Here is a 20,749-nt window from a genome sequence, read left to right on the forward strand (position 1 = left end):
AAAATATTTTTATATCGTCAAAGTTTAAAAAGTAATTATTTATCATGAAGTCTATTTTATCGCAATTAAAAACGGCTGTTTCTGAGGCTCTGATCAAGGCATTTGGCGAAGATCTTAAAGATACTGATCCCCTTGTTGTCCCTGCTAGTAATCCGAAATTTGGTGATTATCAGTCTAATGTTGCCCTGTCGCTAACGAAAATACTGAAGAAAAATCCCAGAGAAATTGCCCAAAGTATTATTGAAGCTTTAGATATTGCTGATACTTGTGAAAATCCGACCATTGCTGGGCCTGGTTTTATTAACTTCAGCCTCAAACCGAGCTATTTAGCCACACTTTTGAAGGAAGTCCAGCAAAGCGATCGCCTGGCCATTGAGCCAGCAGAAAATCCCCAGAAAGTCATTGTAGATTTTTCTAGTCCGAATATTGCTAAAGAAATGCACGTTGGCCACCTCCGCTCAACGATTATTGGGGATTCTATTGCGCGGATTTTAGAGTTTCGGGGCCAGGATGTTTTACGCCTCAACCATGTGGGGGATTGGGGCACGCAATTCGGGATGTTGATCACCTATTTAAAGGAAGTTTACCCTGATGCTTTAACGAAAGCAGATGCCCTCGATATTGGTGATTTGGTCGCATTTTATAAAAAAGCAAAGGTTCGTTTTGATGAAGATGAAGCCTTTAAAGAAGCCTCTCGAAATCAAGTCGTAAAATTACAATCTGGGGATGAAGAAAGTCAAAAAGCGTGGCAATTGCTCTGTGAACAATCCCGCCGAGAATTTCAAAAGATCTATGACATTCTAGATATCAAATTAACGGAACGGGGCGAGTCTTTTTACAATCCGTATCTGGCGGATGTCCTAACGGCATTGGACGAAGTGGGCTTATTAGAAGAAGATGCCGGGGCGCAATGTGTTTTCCTCGAAGGGTTTAAAAATAAAGATGGCGATCGCCTACCATTGATCGTCCAAAAATCTGACGGGGGCTTTAACTATGCCACCACCGATTTGGCGGCAATTCGTTATCGGATCAAAGAAGATCAGGCCAAACGGATCATCTATGTGACAGACTCTGGTCAGGCCGGACATTTTGCCCAGGTGTTCCAGGTGGCAGAGCGCGCTGGGTTTTTACCCGATGATGTGGAAGTTGTCCATGTGCCCTTCGGCCTTGTGCAAGGGGAAGATGGCAAAAAACTCAAAACCCGTGCTGGCGATACGATCAAGCTCAAGGATTTATTGGATGAAGCTGTCAACCGCTCCCGCGCTGATTTAGAAAAACGTCTCGCCGAAGATGAACGCCAGGAAACAGCAGACTTCATCGAAAAAGTCTCCCAGGTGGTCGGGATTGGAGCTGTGAAATATGCTGACCTGAGCCAAAATCGCACCAGTAATTACATCTTTAGCTTCGATAAAATGTTGGCGCTCCAGGGCAACACGGCACCCTATATGCTCTATGCCTATGTGCGTGTCCAAGGGGTCAGTCGCCAAGGGGGCATTGACCTCAGCACCCTACCCACCGATACGCCGATTATTCTTGAAGAGGCCGCTGAACTGACCCTGGCTAAACATTTACTGCAACTGAGTGAAGTCCTGATGAGCGTTGAGCAGGATCTGATGCCCAATCGCCTCTGTGAATACCTCTATGACCTCAGTCGCAAATTCAACCAATTTTATGAGGCTTGCCCGATCCTCAAGGCAGAAGGCGATCGCCGCATTTCCCGGTTAATCCTCGCCGACACCACGGCCCGCACCCTCAAATTGGGTTTATCTCTCCTGGGGATTGAGGTGCTAGACCGAATGTAGTCCTAAACCCTTATTCCCTCAGAAGAGTTGCCAACATCGCCCGCGAGATCGATAAGCAAATATTACAAGATATAAAGTATCCATCACCGCTACCTATCTTTGCTGATACCTTATAAGCAAGGTACAAAATAAAAGTTCTGAAAAAGCTTTTATTCGGACGAAGAGATTGAGCGGTTGTACCTCCTTTGTTCGGTCTCGCCCAGAAGTCCTTCTCAACATTTCAAGTTGAAGATAGACTCGGTTATTCCCCCTAACGGAATCGGGTAATCGGGCTATAATCACTGCCTGTTAGGTACCGTTTTTCGAGAAGCGCTTGTTGGGTTCGTTGTTAACCTCGTTTTGTTGTTTGGTAAATCTTTTTGTTAGTTAAATTTGGATTGTAAGCCTGCTCCCCTGAGTAGGCTTTCGCCTTGTTTAGGGGAAAATCATCCCAAACAGCGGTAGATTAATCTTGGGTTAATACCTCTGGCAGAGGGGTATATTCACCGATGGGGTAGCCCCTTTGCTGAATTAACGTTTTGAGGTGTTGCACTCGTTTTGCGGGGGCCGGGTGGGTCGCAAGAAAATCCCAATTGGCCCCTTGTTTTTGGCTCATCGCCTCAAAGAAATCCGTTGCACCAGCGACCTGTCCATAGGTGGCATAGAGCAAATCTAAACCATATTCATCGGCTTGTTTTTCTTGGGCTTGGGAAAAGCGCGAGGTACTGACAATTTGCGCGACATCTCCCAACCAACTGACATCACCAAAAATAGAGGAAATCACTGTACGGATTACGAGAGCCCGACCAATATTACGCAGGTGGTCTCGGTTGGCAAAGTGACCGATTTCATGGCCCAACACCATCATTAAGGCGTTTTCTGAGTCCATTTGATCTAACAACCCTTGATAGACCAATACCGTATCCCCCGGCAGGGCCGCGGCATTAACCACATGCTGGGGAATATAGAGGAGTTGGTAGTCGCGTTTTTCTTTAGCGCCAGTAGGAATTTCTGCTTCCAGGCGGTCAAGCAGGGCATTTAGTTCATCTTGGGCAGGCGAAGGTTCGGCTTGGGGTTCGTAGATTTTGACCAGGGCTTGCCCTAACCGTTGTTCCCAACTCACGGGCATCTGGACAATGAGCCAGTTGACACTGAAGTTTAATAGCCAAATCAAGAGGGCGATCGCACAGAGAAACATGCTCCCAAGGGTAAGGAGTTCTCGGAGGGACGCTTCAGGGTTGCGATCTTCTGGGGTTGGGGGAGCAGGCATCGTTAATCGAGGAGTGTGGCAAGACGCGGCAACAGCAGTGCAAAGGCTTGGCCCCGGTGACTGACGTTATGTTTGAGCGCCGCTGACATTTCCGCAAAGGTCTGTTGATATTCTGGCACATAAAAAATGGGGTCATAGCCAAAGCCCCCTCTCCCCCGCAGTTCCGGGAGGATTTCTCCGGGACAGTCTCCTTGCACTTGGGCGGCAATGGTACCGTCTGGTTTGGCGATCGCCACTGCACAGATAAATTTCGCGCGGCGATTGGGGTTGTTGCCCAGTTCCGTTAACAGACGTTCAATGCGTTCTTGGTCGGTGGTGCCGTAGCGGGCTGAATACAGACCAGGGGCACCGTTGAGGGCTTCGACGGCTAAACCAGAATCATCGGCGATCGCCCATTGGTTGAGGGCCTTTGCCACCTGAGAGGCCTTGAGAGCTGCATTTTCGAGAAACGTTGTGCCTGTTTCTTCGATGTTGAGTTCCGGGGGCTTGAGCTGCAATTCCCAGGGCAAATCCTGGAGATAGGCTTGCATTTCCTGTAATTTACCGGGGTTTCCGGTGGCGACGACAAGGACGGGCATGGGCGTTAAATATCTGGATGAGAAATTAAAAAAGTTAACCGGGAGTACCGGGCAGCGACTCCTATTTTAAGGAAATTTGCTAAAAAAAAGACGACCAAGGGCCGCCCTACACAAACTTATGCTGTTGAGATGTTGTTTGAAAAAATTAAAAGCTGTTGGTCTTACTGAAAAATACCAATGACACCGTGGCCGGTGAAGATTTCGAGAAGAAGTAAAGAAGCAAAACCGATCATTGCGGCGCGACCATTGAATTTTTCTGCGTATTCGGTAAAGCCGACGCGGGGATTTTCTTGGACGTAAACGGTGGGCTCTACGGCAAAGGTATTCATTTTGCCTTGGTCGTCGATGATGTTGCCTTGGTATTTTTTAGCCATATTTTTATCTGGGGTAAATTAGGTTGTTTTTTATCTTGATTCAAGATTAACAAGTTTTGTAACAATTTGCAACATTTTATTTTTCGAGGTTGACAAAAGCTGCAAGTGTAAGCGTTTATCCCATTTTAGAAAAGAATTGCAAACTTTTTCTTGATGTTCTGGAAGATGGTGCCATGGGCTACAGATTTTTGGCCCATATCTTTTTAGGTTGATAGTTGATTTGTCCTGCACCTGAGGGGCTGCGGTCTATGGTCTGCTCGGATTTCCCCGTCATTTACTCCACGCTATCGGCGATCGCCCTCCGGGAGCGTGTGCTGCCGCAATATGGCCTTAAGACCGTCAGCCAATGTGAGTTATGGAATCGGGGCTTGAGTGATATTTATTTTGTGCAAGCAGCCCAGGATACGTTTGTCTTGCGGGTCTCCCATCACCATTGGCGATCGCCCACGGAAATTTTTTTCGAGCTCGATTTTTTAAATTTTCTCAAGGCCCAGGGTTTACCGGTGGCGGCTCCTTTACCGACGGAAGCTGGTGAATGGGCGGTCAAAATTCAGGCTCCAGAAGGCGATCGCTATGCCACTCTGTTTCCCTTTGCCCCAGGGGAAATTGCCCTAGGGGGGTGGAACGAAAGCCAAAGTCGTCATTTAGGGGCAGTGGTGGCGCAGATCCATCAGGTCAGCCAAGACTTTATCTGTGACCACCCGCGCAAACCCCTAGACCTTGAGTATTTGTTGGATGAATCCTTGGGCGTGATTTTGCCGTTTTTTGGCGATCGCCCCCGGGATTGGGGTTTCATGCAGGACATTGCCCACAAAATCCGTGAAACTTTAGCGCAACTCCCCAAGGAAAAGCCCCTCTGGTCGGTCTGTTGGGGTGATGCCCACTGCGGCAACGTCCATTTCACCGAAGATCATCAGCTCACCCTCTTCGACTTTGACCAATGCGGCTACGGTTGGCGCGCCTTTGAAATTGGCAAATTTTTCCAGGGGGCACTCACCACAGGTCTCCAGCGACGGGTGCGAGAAGCCTTTATCGCGGGCTATGAGTCCCAAACCACCTTTGTCGCCCAGGAACAGGCGGCCCTCCAGGCCCTCACCCAACTGGCTTATATTTGGTCGTGGCGCATCAGTCTCACCAGTATTCAAATTTTTAACAACAGCCAACTGGATCGTCACTACCTCACCCAGCGGCTAGAACGGCTCAAGGCTTTATCTTCGCGGGATTGGCAATTATTCTAAATCTCCCCAGTGATAAATCTATGTGACATGACCCAGGCTGAGGGAAAATATCGCGAAAAGTTGAAAAATTCCCTGATCAAAAATGGTATGTTCTGCTACACTTAGCGTTGTGTAAAGAAATATTTCGGGCTTCGTGCTGGGAACGCGTGGTTTGAAATCTTGTATTTTTTCGATGCAAAAACAACAACAAGCTTGAGTCATGCCAGCGATCGCCTCGCTGGTTTTTTCTTGGGGCCCTTGCTGGGATAATGGAAGCCACAACTTTTAATGATCCCTTAATTAACTGCACTGGCCTTGTGCCAAAACGTTTTTACCGAACTGACCCATGGAAAATTTAGATTTTGCCCTTTATACCCAGTGGTCTGCCTACGCCACCTTATTCTTTGCGGTCTTGGCGATCGCCGCGTTTCTTTTTAAGTGGGGCATCCGTTTCCGCTTAGTCGGCACCACCGGCTTTATGATTGTGCTCACCATTGGTTTGTTTGGCCTCAGCTTAGGACTCTTTAGCCGTAGTGTCGTGCCGGGGGCCGTGCGCTATGCCCTGGTTTACGACAATGGTGCCAACCTAGCCGTTGTCTCCGTGAAGCCTGAAGTGACTGCCGAGGAAGTCAATGCAACCCTCCGCCAAGCTTCCAATGACCTCTTTTCCTACGGCCGCATTGGCAATGGCGATAATAAATTTACCGTGCGCCTCCGGGTCATGAGTCATCCCGAACCCGGCGTTTCCGAACCCCTCTATCTGGGTCAAGTCCAACGCGCCATTGCTGACCGTGAAAATGGAGCCCTGGACATCCAGCTTTATCCAGAAAATCTCAAAAAGCTGCCCCAACCCAATGCGATTAGTTAGGATCTAGGGAAGTTTTTCTCAACCGTTTCGTCGCCATTTCTTCGCTACCAATACCCATGAAAAAGCCTGCTGCTACCCAAACCCAAACTGTTCCCATGCAAGTGCTGATTGCGCCGGCCCAAGTACTCAAGGGAAATAACGCCCTAGCCCAAGCTGGTGCGGCGATCGCCCGGTGGGGAAAACGTCCTTTTGTGGTGGGAGGGCAGCAGAGCCTCGAAAAATTGGCAGATCCGCTCCAAACCCTAGCCGAGCAAAAAAAACTCGATCTCGCCAGTGGCAGCTACAGTCCTGACTGTTCCGAAGCGTCCCTCCAGGAACTCAACAAAAAATTTAAAGCCCACAAAGCAGATTTTGTCATCGGTATCGGTGGCGGTAAAGCCCTCGATACAGCCAAGCTCCTTGCCCATCAGCAACGTTGCCCCATTGTGACCGTGCCCACCTCGGCGGCTACTTGTGCTGCTTGGACAGCTCTGTCGAATATTTATTCTGACCAGGGGGCCTTTCAATATGATGTGGCCTTGGAGCAATGTCCGAATCTGTTGATCCTGGACTACGAGTTGGTACGCACGGCGCCGCAACGGACTCTGATTGCCGGGATTGGGGATGCGATCGCCAAATGGTACGAAGCTTCCGTCAGCAGTGGCCATTCCCCCCAGACCCTCACCATTGCCGCCGTCCAAGAAGCGCGGATTCTCCGGGATCTCCTCTTTCAAAAATCCTCCCAGGCGATCGCCGATGTCCACAGTCCCGAATGGCAGGAAGTCGTTGATGCAACAGTTCTCCTCGCTGGCGTGATCGGTGGCTTGGGAGGGGCAAACTGTCGCACCGTGGCCGCCCACGCGGTTCACAATGGGTTAACCCACCTACCTGCGGCCCATGGCATTTTGCACGGAGAAAAAGTTGCCTACGGCATTTTGGTGCAACTCCGCCTCGAAGAAGTCTGCCAAAAAAGTCAACTGGCTGAGACCGCCCGCCAACAGCTCCTCCAGTTTTACCGCGATATTGGCTTACCGAAGAGCCTCGCTGATCTCGGTCTGAATACAATGACCTTGGCCGAGCTGCGCCAGGTGGCAGAGATCACCTGTCAGCCCCAGTCAGACATCCACCGTTTACCCTTTACCGTCAACCCAGACCAGTTAATGGCGGCGATGGTTTCCACAGAAGCAACCAGAGAGAGTACCGCCTCTGAGCCCCAGTCTGCCCCAGAGGTAACTAAAGCTCAGGCTTAGGCTCGCGGATCTAGACAATTGACATCCGGCAGCCCTCCTAGGGTTTAATGGGGCACGGGCAATCCATATAAAAACGGCAAAAACAAGAGCATGAAACATAAAGTGGGTGTCATTGGCGGCGGACAACTCGCCTGGATGATGGGAGCAGAAGCCCGGAGCCTCGGCATGGAACTGTGGGTACAAACACCCAACGCCAGTGATCCGGCGGTTTCTAATGCTGATCAAGTGATCATTGGGGCGATCGACGATTTAGAGTCCACGGCCAAGCTGGTGGAAAACTGCCATGTGGTCACCTTTGAAAATGAATTTGTTGATCTCGAAGCCCTCGATACCCTCGTTAAACGGGGGGCAAAATTCTTCCCTTCTCTGCCTTTCCTCGCTGCCCTCTTGGATAAATATGATCAACGGCGCTGTTGTCAACGGTTTGGTATTCCGGTGCCGACCTTTGTCCCTTGGCAACTGGGGGAACTGCTCCCCTCTGGTTGGGAATTTCCACTGGTCGTGAAGGCCCGTCGCCATGGTTATGACGGCAAAGGGACATTTATCGTGAAAGATGCTGCGGCGTTACAGACTTTACCAACGGATTTAGCTGATACTCCCTTACTTTTAGAAGCGTTTGTGCCCTTTGAGCAGGAATTGGCGGTGATGGTAACGCGCAACCGCCGGGGAGAAATTCGCACCTTTCCGACGGTGGAAACCCAACAGATTGATCAAGTGTGTCGTTGGGTGCTGGCCCCTGCGGCGATCGCTCAAGATGTAGTAAATCAGGTCGAAAAGATTGCCCGTACCTTAGCTGAAGGGTTAAATCTGGTGGGCATTATGGGGATTGAGCTGTTTCTCACTCCCGAAGGACAAGTATTAGTCAATGAAATCGCGCCCCGCACCCACAATTCCGGCCATTTTAGTTTGGATGCTTGTCAGACTTCGCAGTTTGCAATGCAACTCCAGGCGATCGCCGATTTGCCTTTAGGGAACCCCAAGATGATCACCCCTGGGGCGGTGATGGTGAATTTACTAGGGTTTGAGCACAGCACGGGGAACTATGCCCACAAACGGCAAATGCTGAGCCAATTTCCCCATAGCCATGTCCACTGGTACGACAAAACCAGCGCCAGTCCAGGCCGCAAGCTGGGTCATGTCACAGTTTTAAGTGAGACGAATGACCGAGAAACATTGGTGGCGATCGCCCAGCAAATTGAAGCCATTTGGTATGGTGACTCTAGCCCCACCTAGAAGTTCGAGAAGTTTTGGTTAGCCGTCCAGCGGGAACCAGAGAAAGGCGTCCCTCCCAGTTGGGCAACCTTTTCTGGGGTCATCCCATAGACCCAAGCCTCCGTCAGGAGCGTTTTTGTCTCCGTGTAAACAGGCGCTTGACGCCGCTGGTATTCATTGAGGCTTGGCGATCGCCCCGGTTGATAATCTTCAAGGACATCTAGTTTCCCTAAAACATTGGGATCCCTGAATCGCAACAGACAACCCTCTACCCAGCCAGGCTCTGGGGTGAGGGCCGGATAACCCACCGGTAACTGATAAAGCTTCCCTGGGATGAAAGCCTTCTCAATGTGGGGGTGATAGGGGGCACAGTAGCGGGGAAAATTTGCTTCTCCTGGCTGGAGGGTGCCATACACGAAAACCTTGAGCATGGTGTGATTTCCGACAAAGAACAACAGAGGGCAAAACCGTGAAAAGCTATAATCAGGGGCAAGATCATGCGCTTTCGTAAGGGGAAAATGGGCGATGGATAAACGCTACAATATTTTGCTTGTCGATGATGAACCGGGCGTCCGGGAGGCGGTTCAAGCCTATTTAGAAGATGATGAAGCCCTAACCGTCACCACCGCTGAGAATGCCACAAAAGCCTGGGATGTTTTGCAAACGTTTACACCGGATTTGGTCATTTCTGATATTATGATGCCCCAGGTGGATGGCTATCAGTTTTTGGGGCAACTGCGCGAAGATCCGCGCTTTAAAACGCTTCCGGTAATTTTTCTAACGGCCCGTGGCATGACTGGCGATCGCATCCAAGGCTACCAAGCAGGCTGTGATGCCTATTTACCGAAACCCTTTGAACCCGAAGAACTCGAAGCCATTGTCAAAAATCTCCTCACCAGGGAGGCGGCGATCGCCGAACAACAAGACGGTGGTGGCAGCAATCTCGAAGGCATCGCCCAGGATCTCCGGGAGATTAAGCAATTCCTCGGCCAGCAAAATCAATTGGTCACCACCCCACCGCCTTTAAAAATTGACCTGACCCCCAGGGAGCAAAGTGTCCTTGACCTCGTGGCCCAGGGACTGATGAATAAAGAAATTGCCAAGGAGCTCGAAACCAGCGTCCGCAATGTTGAAAAGTATGTTAGTCGCCTATTTAGCAAAACGGGAACCAATAGTCGGACAGAATTGGTACGCTACGCCCTCAAGCACGGTTTAACGCAATAGTTGACGAAGTAATTCCTTCGGTCTTGCGCCATGATTTAGCTTTTTTTGTAGTTGTAGTTCTATACGCGACGATGCCCCAACAAGATCAAGTCCATCCCCAAGCCAACCGCGATCGCCTGATTGTGGATAGTCTCCTCAAGGGAGAACCCACAGAAAATGCCCTGGTGGAATTGGCACGGCTCCATCTGCGCTATGACGGCTTCCCCGGGGCAAGGGAAATTCAACAGGATTTGAAATTGCTGTTCCAACAGTGGGGCCTGACGGAGGACGTTTTATTCGCTAAAACAAGGGAAATCCATGCGGCCGGGCGGGCCTACAAACATCTACGCCATGGCGAGGAGCAACAGGATTGGAGCTAGCACCCGCAACTTTCACCGAAAAACTCACTGGGGCGATCGCCGCCCAAAAGACCCTCCTCGTGGCGGGCCTCGATCCGAACCCGGAAATGCTGCCGGATTCTTTGCGCACCGGAGATTTAATTCAGAACCTGAAAACGTGGCTTTTGGGGATTATTGACCAGACCCAGGATCTCGTCTGTGCCTACAAACCAACCCTCGGTTTTTATCAAGCCTTGGGTGTACCGGGGTTGCAACTGTTAGAAACAGTTTTAGCCCATATTCCGCCTGATATCCCCATTATTCTCGATGCGAAACACGCCGATCTCAATACCAGCAGCCTTTTCGCCCAGGCGATTTTTGAGGCGTGGCAAGTGGATGCAGTCACCCTCAGCGCCTACCCGGGCCAAGACCACGTTGCCCCTTTTTTGCTCTATCCCGACAAAGGCGTTTTCTTGCAATGCCGCACCTCGAACCCCGGCGCCTTTCCCCTGCAAAATTACCCCGACCCGCAACGGCCTTTTTATCTGCACCTGATCCAAGAAATCAAACAGTGGGGCACCCCGGAACAACTTTTCCTAGAAATTGGGGGCGATCGCCCGGCGGTTTTTCGCCAAGTACGTGCCATTGCCCCGGAACGGTGGATTCTCGCCCGCAGTATCTGGCAACGGAGTGAAAACCTCGAAGAAATTGTGCACCAGGGTTTAAATTCCAATGGGTCTGGCCTCTTAATTCCCATTCCCAACGATGACCTGAGTCAAACGGATTGTCGGCAACCCGTCGCCCAGCTACGGCAAAAGATTGAAGACATCCGCCAGCGTTATACCCCCAGCAATGCCCGGTGTGATTTGCTCCAAGTACCGACAAATTTCCCCGCAGCGCACCCCCAGGCGGAGTTGATTGTGCAGTTGTTTGACCTGGGCTGTCTGCTCTTTGGGGAATATGTCCAGGCCTCCGGAGCGACGTTTTCCTATTACATTGATCTGCGCAAAATTATTTCTAACCCCCAGGTTTTTAACCAGGTGCTCAATGCCTACGGGGCGATCGCCAAAAACCTGAAATTTGACCGTATCGCCGGGATTCCCTATGGTTCGCTCCCGACGGCAACGGGGTTGGCTCTGAAATTAAATTACCCGATGATTTTCCCCCGTAAGGAAGTCAAGGCCCACGGGACGAGGCGGGTGATTGAGGGCCATTTTGAGCCAGGGGAAACGATTTTGGTCGTCGATGACGTGCTGATTACGGGCAAAAGTATCGTTGAGGGGGCGAAAAAACTGGAGTCGGCGGGCCTCACCGTGCAGGAGATGGTAGTTCTCATAGACCACGAAGCGGGCGTTAAGGATCGGCTCCAGGCCCAAGGATATCAAGCCCACGCCATTTTAACCATTTCTGAAATCACCGAAACCCTTTTCCAAGCGGGTCGCATTAACCAGAGTCAGTATGATTGCCTCGTGAGCCATTGAGCTTTTTTCGGACAAAATTCTGCCAGGGCTTGGGTCTTTTGCGTACAGTAGAGAAGAAGCACCTTTATCGACGACGGCCCCATGGGATTACATCTGTTTGAGCATTTACAAATGGCGATCGCCACCCTCCGCACCAACAAAATGCGCAGTGGGTTAACGATGCTCGGCATCATCATTGGTAATGCGTCCGTGATTGCCATGGTCGGTTTAGGTCAAGGTGCCCAAAAACTTGCTACAGAGCAGTTTGAATCCCTCGGCTCCAATGTTTTATTTATCATCCCTGGATCGCGGGCGGCCCAGCGCACCACCATCGATTTACCCAAGACCCTCGTTTGGGAAGATGCCCAGGCGATCGCCGAACAGGTGCCAAACGTAGCGGCGGTGGCTCCCCAGATTAATAGTCGCGGTTTAGTCACATTTCGCGGGATTAATAAAGATTCCTTGCTTTTGGGGATTACCCCCGAATTCATTGATGTGCGCGAATTCACCCTGGCCCAAGGACGGTTTGTGACCGACAGTGATGTGGAGCGCAATAAGCGCGTTGCTGTGATTGGGTCTGAGATTGCCACGGAGCTTTTTCCAAATATTGAGCCGGTGGGTCAAAAACTCCGGGTTAAAAATCTAACTTTTGATGTGATTGGCGTTTTAGAAGAAAAAGGAGCTTCCTTTGGCACCAACCAAGACAACGCCGTTTATATGCCCCTAACCACGATGTCCAACCAGGTGGTGGGACGCACGTCTCCCTATGGCACCGAGTTAACCTTTATCTCTGTTTCCGGTGAAAGTGAAGACCGGGTCAGGGCGATGACCTTTCAGATCGAAAACCTGCTGCGGCTCCGCCATAAGATTGTTGATGAGGATGATTTTAGTGTCCAGAGTCAACAGGATCTATTGGATGTGGCGAATACAATTACCGGGGCTTTAACCACAATGTTGGCGGCGATCGCCGGTATTTCTCTCCTCGTTGGTGGGATTGGCATTATGAATATTATGTTGGTGTCTGTCACCGAGCGCACGAAGGAAATTGGTCTCCGTAAAGCCCTTGGTGCCACAGAAAACGACGTCTTATATCAGTTCCTGATTGAATCGGTGATCCTGGCGGGAATCGGTGGGATCTTTGGGACAGGTCTAGGCCTAGGGGGAGTGTTTCTCGCTAATGCATTGACCCCTCTGGCGGCCCCTATTTCTGTGACAGCGATTGTGATGGCGGTGGGCGTTTCTGGGGGAATTGGCTTATTTTTTGGGGTGTTTCCGGCGCGACAGGCGGCCCGTTTAGACCCGATTGTTGCCCTCCGCAGCGATTGACGCTCTCCCCCCCGGCAACGGAGATAGACCGGGGTCTACAGCCAAACTTCAATCTGCTATACTTTATTAGCCCAAAACCCTTGGACGCATAGCTCAGTGGATAGAGCAACCGCCTTCTAAGCGGTCGGTCGCAGGTTCGAATCCTGCTGCGTCCGTTTTTCTCGATAAATACATATCGTCTATGGCACTGGTACACGGCACTTGGATTTTTCAGGCACAGCAATCCTACTTTTTTCTGTGGAGTGAGGTCTGGCGCAGTGAGTCCGCAGTCAGCCCGCCCGCTTATCCTTTTGGGGGCGATCGCCAAAGCCTTGAAGCTCAACTCCAGGCTCATGGGGTGACGATGCCCGAAAATGCCCAGTGGCTAGAAACGACGTTTTCTCTACCCAGTACCAAAGGCACCAAGACAAAACCCTCGATCCCACTCTTGTCTAATCAAACCCAGATTCCCAATCAACTCGTGTGGGCCGACTGGCAAATTGCGGGCCTTGCCTTAAACGCTCGCCAAGCCACGAATATTATTCAAACATTACCCCTCACCGATGAGGCCCTTGCGGGGGATCTCCGGTTTTGGTGGCAGGTGTGCCGCTGGAGTCTTGATCTAGTTGTGCGGTGTAAATTTCTGCCCCATGTGACCCCCCTCCCAACGGGAGAAGCCCTGGCGACGTGGGTACCTTTGTTAGATAGCGTCACAGAACAACAGCGGTTTGCCCAGTTTTTGCAACAGATGCCAGGCATTTGTGCGGTCGGTCAAAGGCCAGCCCAGGTGTTATTGAGTTTTCTCACGGCGATGGTCGATGCCCAGGTGCGTCCCCATGCCAAGCCCCTACAAAATTTTCCGAAAACCTCTGTGGTGTTTCCCTGGTGCGATCGCCTTTCCAAAGCCAAGGCCACCTTTGAAGATCTGCCCCGTCAACTGGGCCATGCCTATGAAAATTGGACGTTTCCCGTGCGGGAATATTTGGTAAATCCGCCGGATTTTGCCCTGAAGCAGCCCCTATTTCGCGCCTGTTTCCAACTGTTGCCCCCCACCGCGGCCCAAGACCATTGGCAATTGCAATATGGTTTGCAGGCCTTGGGAAATGCGGCAAGTATTGTCACAGCGGATCAGGTTTGGCAAGATCCGAGTCAACCCCAGGAAATTTTATTAAAGGGTCTAGGCCTGGCGTCCCGGTTGTACGAACCCATTGGTGAAAGTTTAGGGGGGCCGCAGCCCTGTGGTTGTCCCCTCGATGCGATCCAAGCCTATGAATTTATCCGTTCGGTGGCCTGGCAACTGCGAGATAAGGGCCTGGGGGTCATCCTGCCAGAGGGGTTAGGAGCCGGAAGCAATGAGGTACGCCTTGGCATTAAAATCTCTGCCCAGGTTAAAGATGAAAGTCGCTTAAATCTCCAGAGCCTGTTGCAGTACAATCTGGCAGTGGCCGTTGGCGAAACGACTCTCACAGAACGGGAATTTCAGGATCTCCTCGCGCGGCGATCGCCTTTGGTAGAAGTCAATGGTCAATGGCTCGCCCTCCAACCCACTGATGTGCGGGCCGCCCAGGAAATTTACCAAACAAAAATCGGTGAACAGCCCCTGCGAGTCGAGGATGCCCTCCGTTTGGGGGCAGAATCGGGCCAGGTGTTTGCGAAGTTGCCTGTGATTGGCTTTGAGGCGTCTGGGGCGTTGCGAGAACTCCTTGACCATCTAACAAATAATGAATCCCTTAAGCTAATTGAGCCACCGGACTCGCTCCAGGGGACGCTCCGGCCCTACCAGCACAAGGGGATGAGTTGGCTGAGCTTTTTACAAAAATGGGGCTTGGGGGCTTGCCTCGCCGATGATATGGGTCTGGGGAAAACAATCCAGGCGATCGCCTTTTTATTGACCCTCCAGGAAAACAAAAAACTAACCCAGCCGGTGCTGTTGGTTTGTCCCACCTCCGTAGTCAGTAACTGGGAACGGGAAATCAGTAAATTTGCCCCCAGCTTAAAAACCTTGATTCACCATGGCGATCGCCGCGCTAAAGGAAAAACCTTTGCCAGTACGGCCCAGCAATATGATGTGATTCTCACCAGCTATTCCTTGGTTTTCCGGGATCAAAAAGATTTAGCCACAGTATCTTGGCAGGGCGTGATCCTCGACGAAGCGCAAAATATCAAAAATCCCCAGGCAAAACAGTCCCAAGCGGTGCGCGCCCTCGACAGTGGTTTTCGCATTGCCCTCACGGGAACCCCCGTGGAAAATCGCCTCAAGGAACTCTGGTCAATCCTTGATTTTCTCAATCCCAATTTCCTCGGCACCCAACAATTTTTCCAACGGCGCTTTGCAATTCCCATCGAAAAATATGGCGATCGCCAAACCCTCCAGAGTCTACGTAAGCTCACCCAACCCTTTATCCTGCGCCGCCTCAAGACCGACAAGACAATTATCCAAGACCTGCCCGAAAAACAGGAAATGGAAGTCTTTTGTAGTCTCTCGAAAGACCAAGCCAACCTTTACCAAAAACTGGTGGATGAATCCCTTGCGGAAATCGAAAACACCGACGGCATCCAACGGCGCGGCTTAATTCTCACCCTGCTGCTACGGCTCAAACAGCTTTGTAATCACCCTGTACTGCTCCAGAGCAAACCCAAACTCGGCAAAAATTTTGCCCCCCGTTCCGGCAAGCTACTCCGCCTCGAAGAAATGCTCGAAGAATTAATCTCCGAAGGCGATCGCGCCTTGATCTTCACCCAATTTTCTGAATGGGGGAAACTGCTCCAACCCTACCTCCAGGAACGCCTCGGCCAGGATGTCCTTTTCCTCTACGGAGCGACCCGACGGGAGACCCGCCAACAGATGTGCGATCGCTTTCAAAATGATCCCAATGGCCCGCCTATTTTCATCCTGTCCCTCAAAGCAGGGGGTACCGGGTTGAATTTAACCCGCGCCAACCATGTGTTCCACGTCGATCGCTGGTGGAATCCGGCGGTAGAAGACCAGGCCACCGACCGCGCCTTCCGCATTGGCCAGAAGCAAAATGTCCAGGTGCATAAATTCGTCAGTACCGGCACCCTCGAAGAAAAAATTAGTGCCATGATCGCCAGCAAAAAAGAACTGGCCGAACAAACGGTTGATACGGGAGAAAATTGGCTGACGGAACTGGATACAAATCAACTGCGAGATTTACTGCTCCTAGAGCGCGATCGCCTCATGGAAGAATAACCAGGCGAACTCCCCCACACCGTTATAATGGAAAGCCTGAATACCCAACCCACAGATTTATTACCACCTCGTATGCAAAAACGTAGCTCCTTCGATTCTGCAGAAATTATGCACCGGGCTGAAGATCTAATGCAGGCCGCATCCAATCGTTACCGCATTACCGTGCAGGTGGCTCAGCGGGCTAAGCGCCGCCGTTACGAAGAATTTGATGCCGTTGAAGACCCGTTAATGAAGCCGCCGATCCGCGCCATTATCGAGATGTCCGATGAACTGACCCAGCCTGAAATTATTGGCGAATAGTTCAAACCATATTCTTGTTTAGGTTTACCGTTCCTAAGGGGTTAACGGGTAGCCTTTAACCAGAAAATCCGCAAGAAGTTTGTGGGGAGCGATGTATTGCAGGCGTCAACCAGTACACTGGGATCGTTGGCAACTCAGTGAAAAACATTCCTAAGCTTCCCATGAAACTGCTGTTGGTAGATGATGATCCCATTTTTCGTCTAGGCTTTTGTACCGCTTTGGCCCAGGAAACGGATTGGGCGATCGCCGCAGAAAATTTCAGCACCATTTTGGCAGCATCCCCCCGCAAGGATTTGGATCTAATTCTCTGTGATCCCGCCTGGCAGGGGGATCGTCATTGGCGTCGATACCGCGAACTACAACGCCTTTACCCCACAACGCCCCTGGTTCTTTGCACGGCACAATTGGATTCAGAGCGGATTTTACAGGCAAAACGGGATGGACTGGCAGGTTATTTCCCGAAAGGATTGGCGATCGCCGATCTCGTCCCGGAGCTGAGTACCATCGCCGCTGGTGGTAAAGTTTGGTCCCAACGTCCCCAGGGCATTAACCAAAATTTGTTCGCTGGAATGCGTCGCCGGGGCCTTAACCAGATTTACACAGCCCTAGATCGCGTCGAAACCTACCTCGCCCAAGAGAATCTCCCGCCCCTGTACCGTGCAGTTTTCGCTGGACAACAACGGGAACTCAAAACAGCAGCCTGGCTCCTGCGCCATTGTCTGCCCCAAAGTGCCATTTTCCTCAATACAGTTCCTCCCGCCCAGCCCCAAACGCCTCCCGCCGGGGCGATCGCCATTGCCTCACCCGTAGAGATCACGACGACCAATAGCCGCTGGCAAATTCTCCTCGAAAAGACCTTTGTGAAGCTCAATGGCTCCCTGAAAAATGCCACTGGCAGTAGCCTAGAACTAGAGATTGTCACCCCAGAAAAACGACGGGAACTGCTCTACATCATTCTGCAACAACTCAATTTTATTTTTAATGATCCCCAGTGGAAAAATTTAGATCCCGAAGCCTTCCAAGCCCAACATCAACGCAGCATTCGCAACCTCTGGAAATTTAGTGCCCAGGAATTTATTGGCCGCTACCACCTCACCGCTGACAATCAGGCCGAGGGCTTTTTGGAGTTGCTCAATCGGGTGGCGATCGCCAATGCCCCAGACCTAAACCAAAGACTACCCCAAAGCGACGACTTATTCGCCTATCTCCTGCAAGACCAGCCCCTCAAGATTGATAATGTCACCTATCGCCTTGAGGCCAGGGAAGCCCTACGACGCAGCCAACTCATTTTAGAAAATTTGTTGATCACCGTCGGTAACGATATCCTGCAATTTATCTTGAATACCTTACCGGAACCAGAATTACTCAAGGCAGAAATTTACCAGCCAAAACTGCGCTCTTCCCGAAACATTGCCCGTTTTCGCAATGATCTATCGTGGGCCTATCGCCTGCGCAAATATTGGTTAGAACCGAAGGCCATTTTTGAAAGTCAACATCAATTTTTGAGCGTTAGTCCAGTCGGCATCGTGCAAACGGCCGTTTACCAACCCCGATCCGCAGAACTCGCCAACCTTGAGGGGATTCCCTGGCTGGTGACGATTCTCCTGGAACTGAGGGATGCCCTTGCCCCCCGGATTCGCGCCCTCGTGGCCTGGCTCGGTGAAATTTTAGTTTATGTGCTGACCAATGTGATTGGCCGGGCCCTTGGGTTAATCGCTAGGGGCATCGTCGAAGGAGCTGGCAGCAGTTGGCAACATCTCCGGGCGCGCCAAATTGAGCTAGCGAACATGGCCCGAAAAAATTCCTAAAAAGACAATAAGTCTGCAAACTGGCTTCAGAGAAACTGCTATGATCCTGGTTGCAATTGCCTTTCTCTGCCATGGCTTACCGTAATCCCGCTCCCACCGTCGATATCATTGTTGAACTCTGCGATCGCCCCCATCGACCAATTATTTTGATTGAACGCAAACATGAACCCTTTGGTTGGGCAATTCCAGGGGGCTTTGTGGATTATGGCGAAACAGTAGAGACAGCTGCCAAACGGGAAGCTTTAGAGGAGATCTCCCTAGAGGTGCAATTGGTTGAGCAATTGGGTGTGTACTCCGACCCTGCCCGTGATCCGCGCCAACACACCATTAGTGTGGTCTTTATCGCGACGGCAATGGGAGACCCCAAAGCGGCAGATGATGCGAAAACGGTCGGCATTTTTCAGCCGTGGGAAGTTCCGCAAAATTTATGTTTTGATCATGGGCGCATTTTGCAGGATTATTGGTCTTACCGCCACCACGGGATGCGTCCCCGTTTGGGTGCTTAACGTGATCTGCAATTTTTTAACGGTTTTAAGAATTTAGTGATGGAAAAACAAGTTATTCAAACTAATCATGCCCCCGCCCCCGTTGGCCCCTATAACCAGGCGATCGCCGCTTCAGGCAAGATGTTATTTTGTTCTGGCCAAATTGCCCTTGATCCCGCCACGGGCCAAATTATTGAGGGGGATGTCCAAGCCCAAACGAAACAAGTCATGGCAAATTTAGCGGCGGTGTTAAAAGAAGCTGGCGCCACCTGGGAAAATGTTGTGAAAACGGGCGTTTTTCTCAAGGATATGAATGATTTTGCGGCGGTTAATGCTGTGTATGCCACCTACTTTGATGAAGCCACTGCCCCCGCCCGCGCTTGCGTAGAAGTAGCGCGTCTGCCAAAGGATGTCCTCGTCGAAATTGAATGTATTGCCGTGCTTTAAACACACAACTAAAGCTGCATTTTTTTAAAGCCTTACCCAAAGAAAAACCTCCACTTCTCATCGGAAATGGAGGCTCTTTTTGTATTTCTATGATGCTTGTCGCATTCCCCTAGATTTAGTGAGTTGGCTCACCTGGGGAGTCAGCGATATCACATTTTTAGGAATGGTTGGAACTGTAGGAACGGCGTCCCCGGGAGCGATCGCCTTTGTAGCCACCGCCACTCCCTTTGTAGTTAGAACGACGTCCGCTGCGGCCACCTTTTTTCGTCGGCTTGGGGAGACCTGTCTTGGTGTTGACTTCCGGTACTTCCCAATCTTCGTTGAGCCATTCGGGGGAATTATTGTCGTACATCATTTGCAATACCGCCGCGGCGATCGCCTGGGGATCATACTCATCACCCAAACGCTTCACAATCGGCAAGAAGGAGGCCATCCGTTCCCCGGCCAAGGCTTCCCGTACTTGGGTTTCCAGGCGGGTCACTCGTTGGGCTTCTACTTCAGTGCGGCTCGGAATAGTCGAAACCTTGAGGGACTGTTTGACGCGCCGTTCAATTTGACGTAACAACCGGCGATCGCTGGGTTCGACGAGGGCGATCGCCGTTCCCGTTTTACCAGCCCGACCCGTCCGACCGATGCGGTGAATGTAACTTTCCGTATTATCTGGTAAATCAAAGTTAATCACGTGGCTGAGGTTTTCCACGTCCAGACCCCGCGCCGCAATATCCGTGGCGACAATCATCTTGATCTTGCCATCCTTAAAGCGACGTACCAGTTTTTCCCGTTGGTTTTGGTTGAGGTCGCCATGGTACTCATCGGCACTTTGGCCCGCTTCAACCAACTCATTGGTCAACTCCGAAGCTGTACGTTTCGTGCGCACGAAGATAATCGCCGACTCTGGGTTTGCCATTTCCAAGATGGGCAGGAGGGCTTTGGTTTTTGACCAACCGCGCGGAATCATATAGACTTCTTGGGCAATGCGGTCAGGCGTGACCTGGGGCTGTTTGATCGTGATGTTGATCGGGTCATTGAGGAAATTTTCCACCAGATCCCGGATTGCGGGGGGCATGGTCGCCGAGAAACAAACCGTTTGGCGAGTTTTGGGGGACTGACGCAAAATCTTTTTCACATCATCAATGAAGCCCATACTGAGCATTTCATCGGCTTCGTCAAGCACTGCCCAACGGAGTTCTTCAAAGGACAACTTACCCCGTTCGAGGAGATCGATGACCCGGCCCGGCGTACCCACAACAATGTGGACGCCCTTTTGCAGGCTGCGAATTTGCCGTTCCATGGATTGACCACCGCAGACGGTGAGCACCCAGAGACGACGATCCACGGCGAATTCCTTGAGGGACTGGGTCACCTGCACCGCCAGTTCACGGGTGGGGGTCAGAATCAAACCCTGGACGGTCTTTTGTTCCAGGTCAATTTTTTCAAGGAAAGGCAGGGAGTAGGCGGCGGTTTTACCTGTACCTGTTTGGGATAGTCCCACCACGTCCCGGCCTTCGAGGATTGCGGGGATCGCTTTACTTTGAATCTCGGTGGGCTTTTCGAAGCCGATATTTTCTAACAGGTCAACGCGAGCGTCGGATAAGCCGATGGTTTGAAAAGAAGTGGTCATAAAAAAGTTGTAAGGTTTATGGATGGGTTTTTGCTAAGGTTT

Annotated in this window: 19 protein-coding genes and 1 tRNA gene; 15 read left to right on the plus strand and 5 right to left on the minus strand. The window is 51.1% G+C overall.

What is annotated here, in order from left to right; all coding sequences use genetic code 11:
* The first annotated feature begins 44 nt into the window (after positions 1-44).
* Positions 45-1,802 (plus strand): arginine--tRNA ligase, encoded by a 1,758-nt coding sequence (gene argS, locus AACQ84_RS03035; protein WP_012306230.1) that lies wholly within the window; start codon positions 45-47, stop codon positions 1,800-1,802.
* 445 nt (positions 1,803-2,247) lie between these two features.
* Here argS and AACQ84_RS03040 read toward each other — a convergent pair whose 3' ends face one another.
* The 3 genes from AACQ84_RS03040 to AACQ84_RS03050 all read right to left on the minus strand — a co-directional run bounded on the left by AACQ84_RS03040 (position 2,248) and on the right by AACQ84_RS03050 (position 4,003).
* Positions 2,248-3,051, minus strand: coding sequence for a M48 family metallopeptidase (locus AACQ84_RS03040; RefSeq protein WP_041443347.1), 804 nt, complete (start codon positions 3,049-3,051; stop codon positions 2,248-2,250).
* Positions 3,052-3,053: 2 nt separating this feature from the next.
* Complete coding sequence (gene rdgB / locus AACQ84_RS03045) at positions 3,054-3,629, minus strand: RdgB/HAM1 family non-canonical purine NTP pyrophosphatase (protein ID WP_012306232.1); 576 nt, start codon at positions 3,627-3,629, stop codon at positions 3,054-3,056.
* A 161-nt stretch (positions 3,630-3,790) separates the two neighbouring features.
* Complete coding sequence (locus AACQ84_RS03050) at positions 3,791-4,003, minus strand: high light inducible protein (protein WP_012306233.1); 213 nt, start codon at positions 4,001-4,003, stop codon at positions 3,791-3,793.
* A gap of 248 nt (positions 4,004-4,251) precedes the next feature.
* Between AACQ84_RS03050 and AACQ84_RS03055 the strand changes: the two genes are divergently transcribed.
* From AACQ84_RS03055 to AACQ84_RS03070, 4 genes are all read left to right on the plus strand, one after another.
* Positions 4,252-5,241 (plus strand): phosphotransferase enzyme family protein, encoded by a 990-nt coding sequence (locus AACQ84_RS03055; RefSeq protein ID WP_012306234.1) that lies wholly within the window; start codon positions 4,252-4,254, stop codon positions 5,239-5,241.
* Positions 5,242-5,566: 325 nt separating this feature from the next.
* Positions 5,567-6,088, plus strand: a complete 522-nt coding sequence (locus AACQ84_RS03060) for a Ycf51 family protein (protein WP_012306235.1) — start codon at positions 5,567-5,569, stop codon at positions 6,086-6,088.
* Positions 6,089-6,144: 56 nt separating this feature from the next.
* Positions 6,145-7,317 carry an iron-containing alcohol dehydrogenase family protein gene (locus AACQ84_RS03065; RefSeq protein WP_012306236.1) on the plus strand — a complete coding sequence of 391 codons (1,173 nt, stop codon included), beginning with the start codon at positions 6,145-6,147 and terminating at the stop codon, positions 7,315-7,317.
* 90 nt (positions 7,318-7,407) lie between these two features.
* Positions 7,408-8,550 (plus strand): 5-(carboxyamino)imidazole ribonucleotide synthase, encoded by a 1,143-nt coding sequence (locus AACQ84_RS03070; RefSeq protein ID WP_012306237.1) that lies wholly within the window; start codon positions 7,408-7,410, stop codon positions 8,548-8,550.
* On the opposite strand, the gene AACQ84_RS03075 is transcribed toward AACQ84_RS03070, so the two are convergent.
* The gene (locus tag AACQ84_RS03075) at positions 8,547-8,960 is read right to left on the minus strand and encodes a gamma-glutamylcyclotransferase family protein (protein WP_012306238.1); all 414 of its coding nucleotides are present in this window, start codon (positions 8,958-8,960) and stop codon (positions 8,547-8,549) included. The genes AACQ84_RS03070 and AACQ84_RS03075 overlap by 4 nt on opposite strands.
* A 94-nt stretch (positions 8,961-9,054) precedes the next feature.
* On the opposite strand from AACQ84_RS03075, the gene AACQ84_RS03080 reads away from it, so the two are divergent.
* From AACQ84_RS03080 to AACQ84_RS03125, 10 genes are all read left to right on the plus strand, one after another.
* Complete coding sequence (locus AACQ84_RS03080) at positions 9,055-9,753, plus strand: response regulator transcription factor (RefSeq protein ID WP_012306239.1); 699 nt, start codon at positions 9,055-9,057, stop codon at positions 9,751-9,753.
* A 71-nt stretch (positions 9,754-9,824) separates the two neighbouring features.
* Positions 9,825-10,112 (plus strand): DUF3288 family protein, encoded by a 288-nt coding sequence (locus AACQ84_RS03085; protein ID WP_012306240.1) that lies wholly within the window; start codon positions 9,825-9,827, stop codon positions 10,110-10,112.
* Entirely contained in the window at positions 10,103-11,551 is a 1,449-nt protein-coding gene (locus AACQ84_RS03090) for a bifunctional orotidine-5'-phosphate decarboxylase/orotate phosphoribosyltransferase (RefSeq protein WP_012306241.1), read from the plus strand. Before AACQ84_RS03085 ends, AACQ84_RS03090 begins: the two co-directional genes overlap by 10 nt.
* Before the next feature lie 81 nt (positions 11,552-11,632).
* On the plus strand, positions 11,633-12,856 hold the full coding sequence (locus AACQ84_RS03095) for an ABC transporter permease (RefSeq protein ID WP_012306242.1): 1,224 nt from the start codon (positions 11,633-11,635) through the stop codon (positions 12,854-12,856).
* A gap of 82 nt (positions 12,857-12,938) precedes the next feature.
* Positions 12,939-13,011 (plus strand) — tRNA-Arg (locus tag AACQ84_RS03100).
* Positions 13,012-13,037: 26 nt separating this feature from the next.
* Complete coding sequence (locus AACQ84_RS03105; RefSeq protein WP_012306243.1) at positions 13,038-16,046, plus strand: DEAD/DEAH box helicase; 3,009 nt, start codon at positions 13,038-13,040, stop codon at positions 16,044-16,046.
* Positions 16,047-16,118: 72 nt separating this feature from the next.
* Complete coding sequence (locus AACQ84_RS03110; RefSeq protein ID WP_012306244.1) at positions 16,119-16,346, plus strand: DNA-directed RNA polymerase subunit omega; 228 nt, start codon at positions 16,119-16,121, stop codon at positions 16,344-16,346.
* Between the two features lie 161 nt (positions 16,347-16,507).
* Positions 16,508-18,154, plus strand: coding sequence for a DUF3685 domain-containing protein (locus AACQ84_RS03115; RefSeq protein ID WP_049761554.1), 1,647 nt, complete (start codon positions 16,508-16,510; stop codon positions 18,152-18,154).
* 71 nt (positions 18,155-18,225) lie between these two features.
* Positions 18,226-18,660, plus strand: a complete 435-nt coding sequence (locus AACQ84_RS03120; protein WP_012306246.1) for an NUDIX domain-containing protein — start codon at positions 18,226-18,228, stop codon at positions 18,658-18,660.
* A 39-nt stretch (positions 18,661-18,699) separates the two neighbouring features.
* Positions 18,700-19,086, plus strand: a complete 387-nt coding sequence (locus AACQ84_RS03125; protein WP_012306247.1) for a RidA family protein — start codon at positions 18,700-18,702, stop codon at positions 19,084-19,086.
* 157 nt (positions 19,087-19,243) lie between these two features.
* On the opposite strand, the gene AACQ84_RS03130 is transcribed toward AACQ84_RS03125, so the two are convergent.
* Positions 19,244-20,707 carry a DEAD/DEAH box helicase gene (locus AACQ84_RS03130; RefSeq protein ID WP_012306248.1) on the minus strand — a complete coding sequence of 488 codons (1,464 nt, stop codon included), beginning with the start codon at positions 20,705-20,707 and terminating at the stop codon, positions 19,244-19,246.
* Between the last annotated feature and the right edge of the window lie 42 nt (positions 20,708-20,749).

The organism is Picosynechococcus sp. PCC 7002, from assembly GCF_963860125.1.
In the GTDB taxonomy this organism is placed as follows: Bacteria; Cyanobacteriota; Cyanobacteriia; order Cyanobacteriales; family MRBY01; genus MRBY01.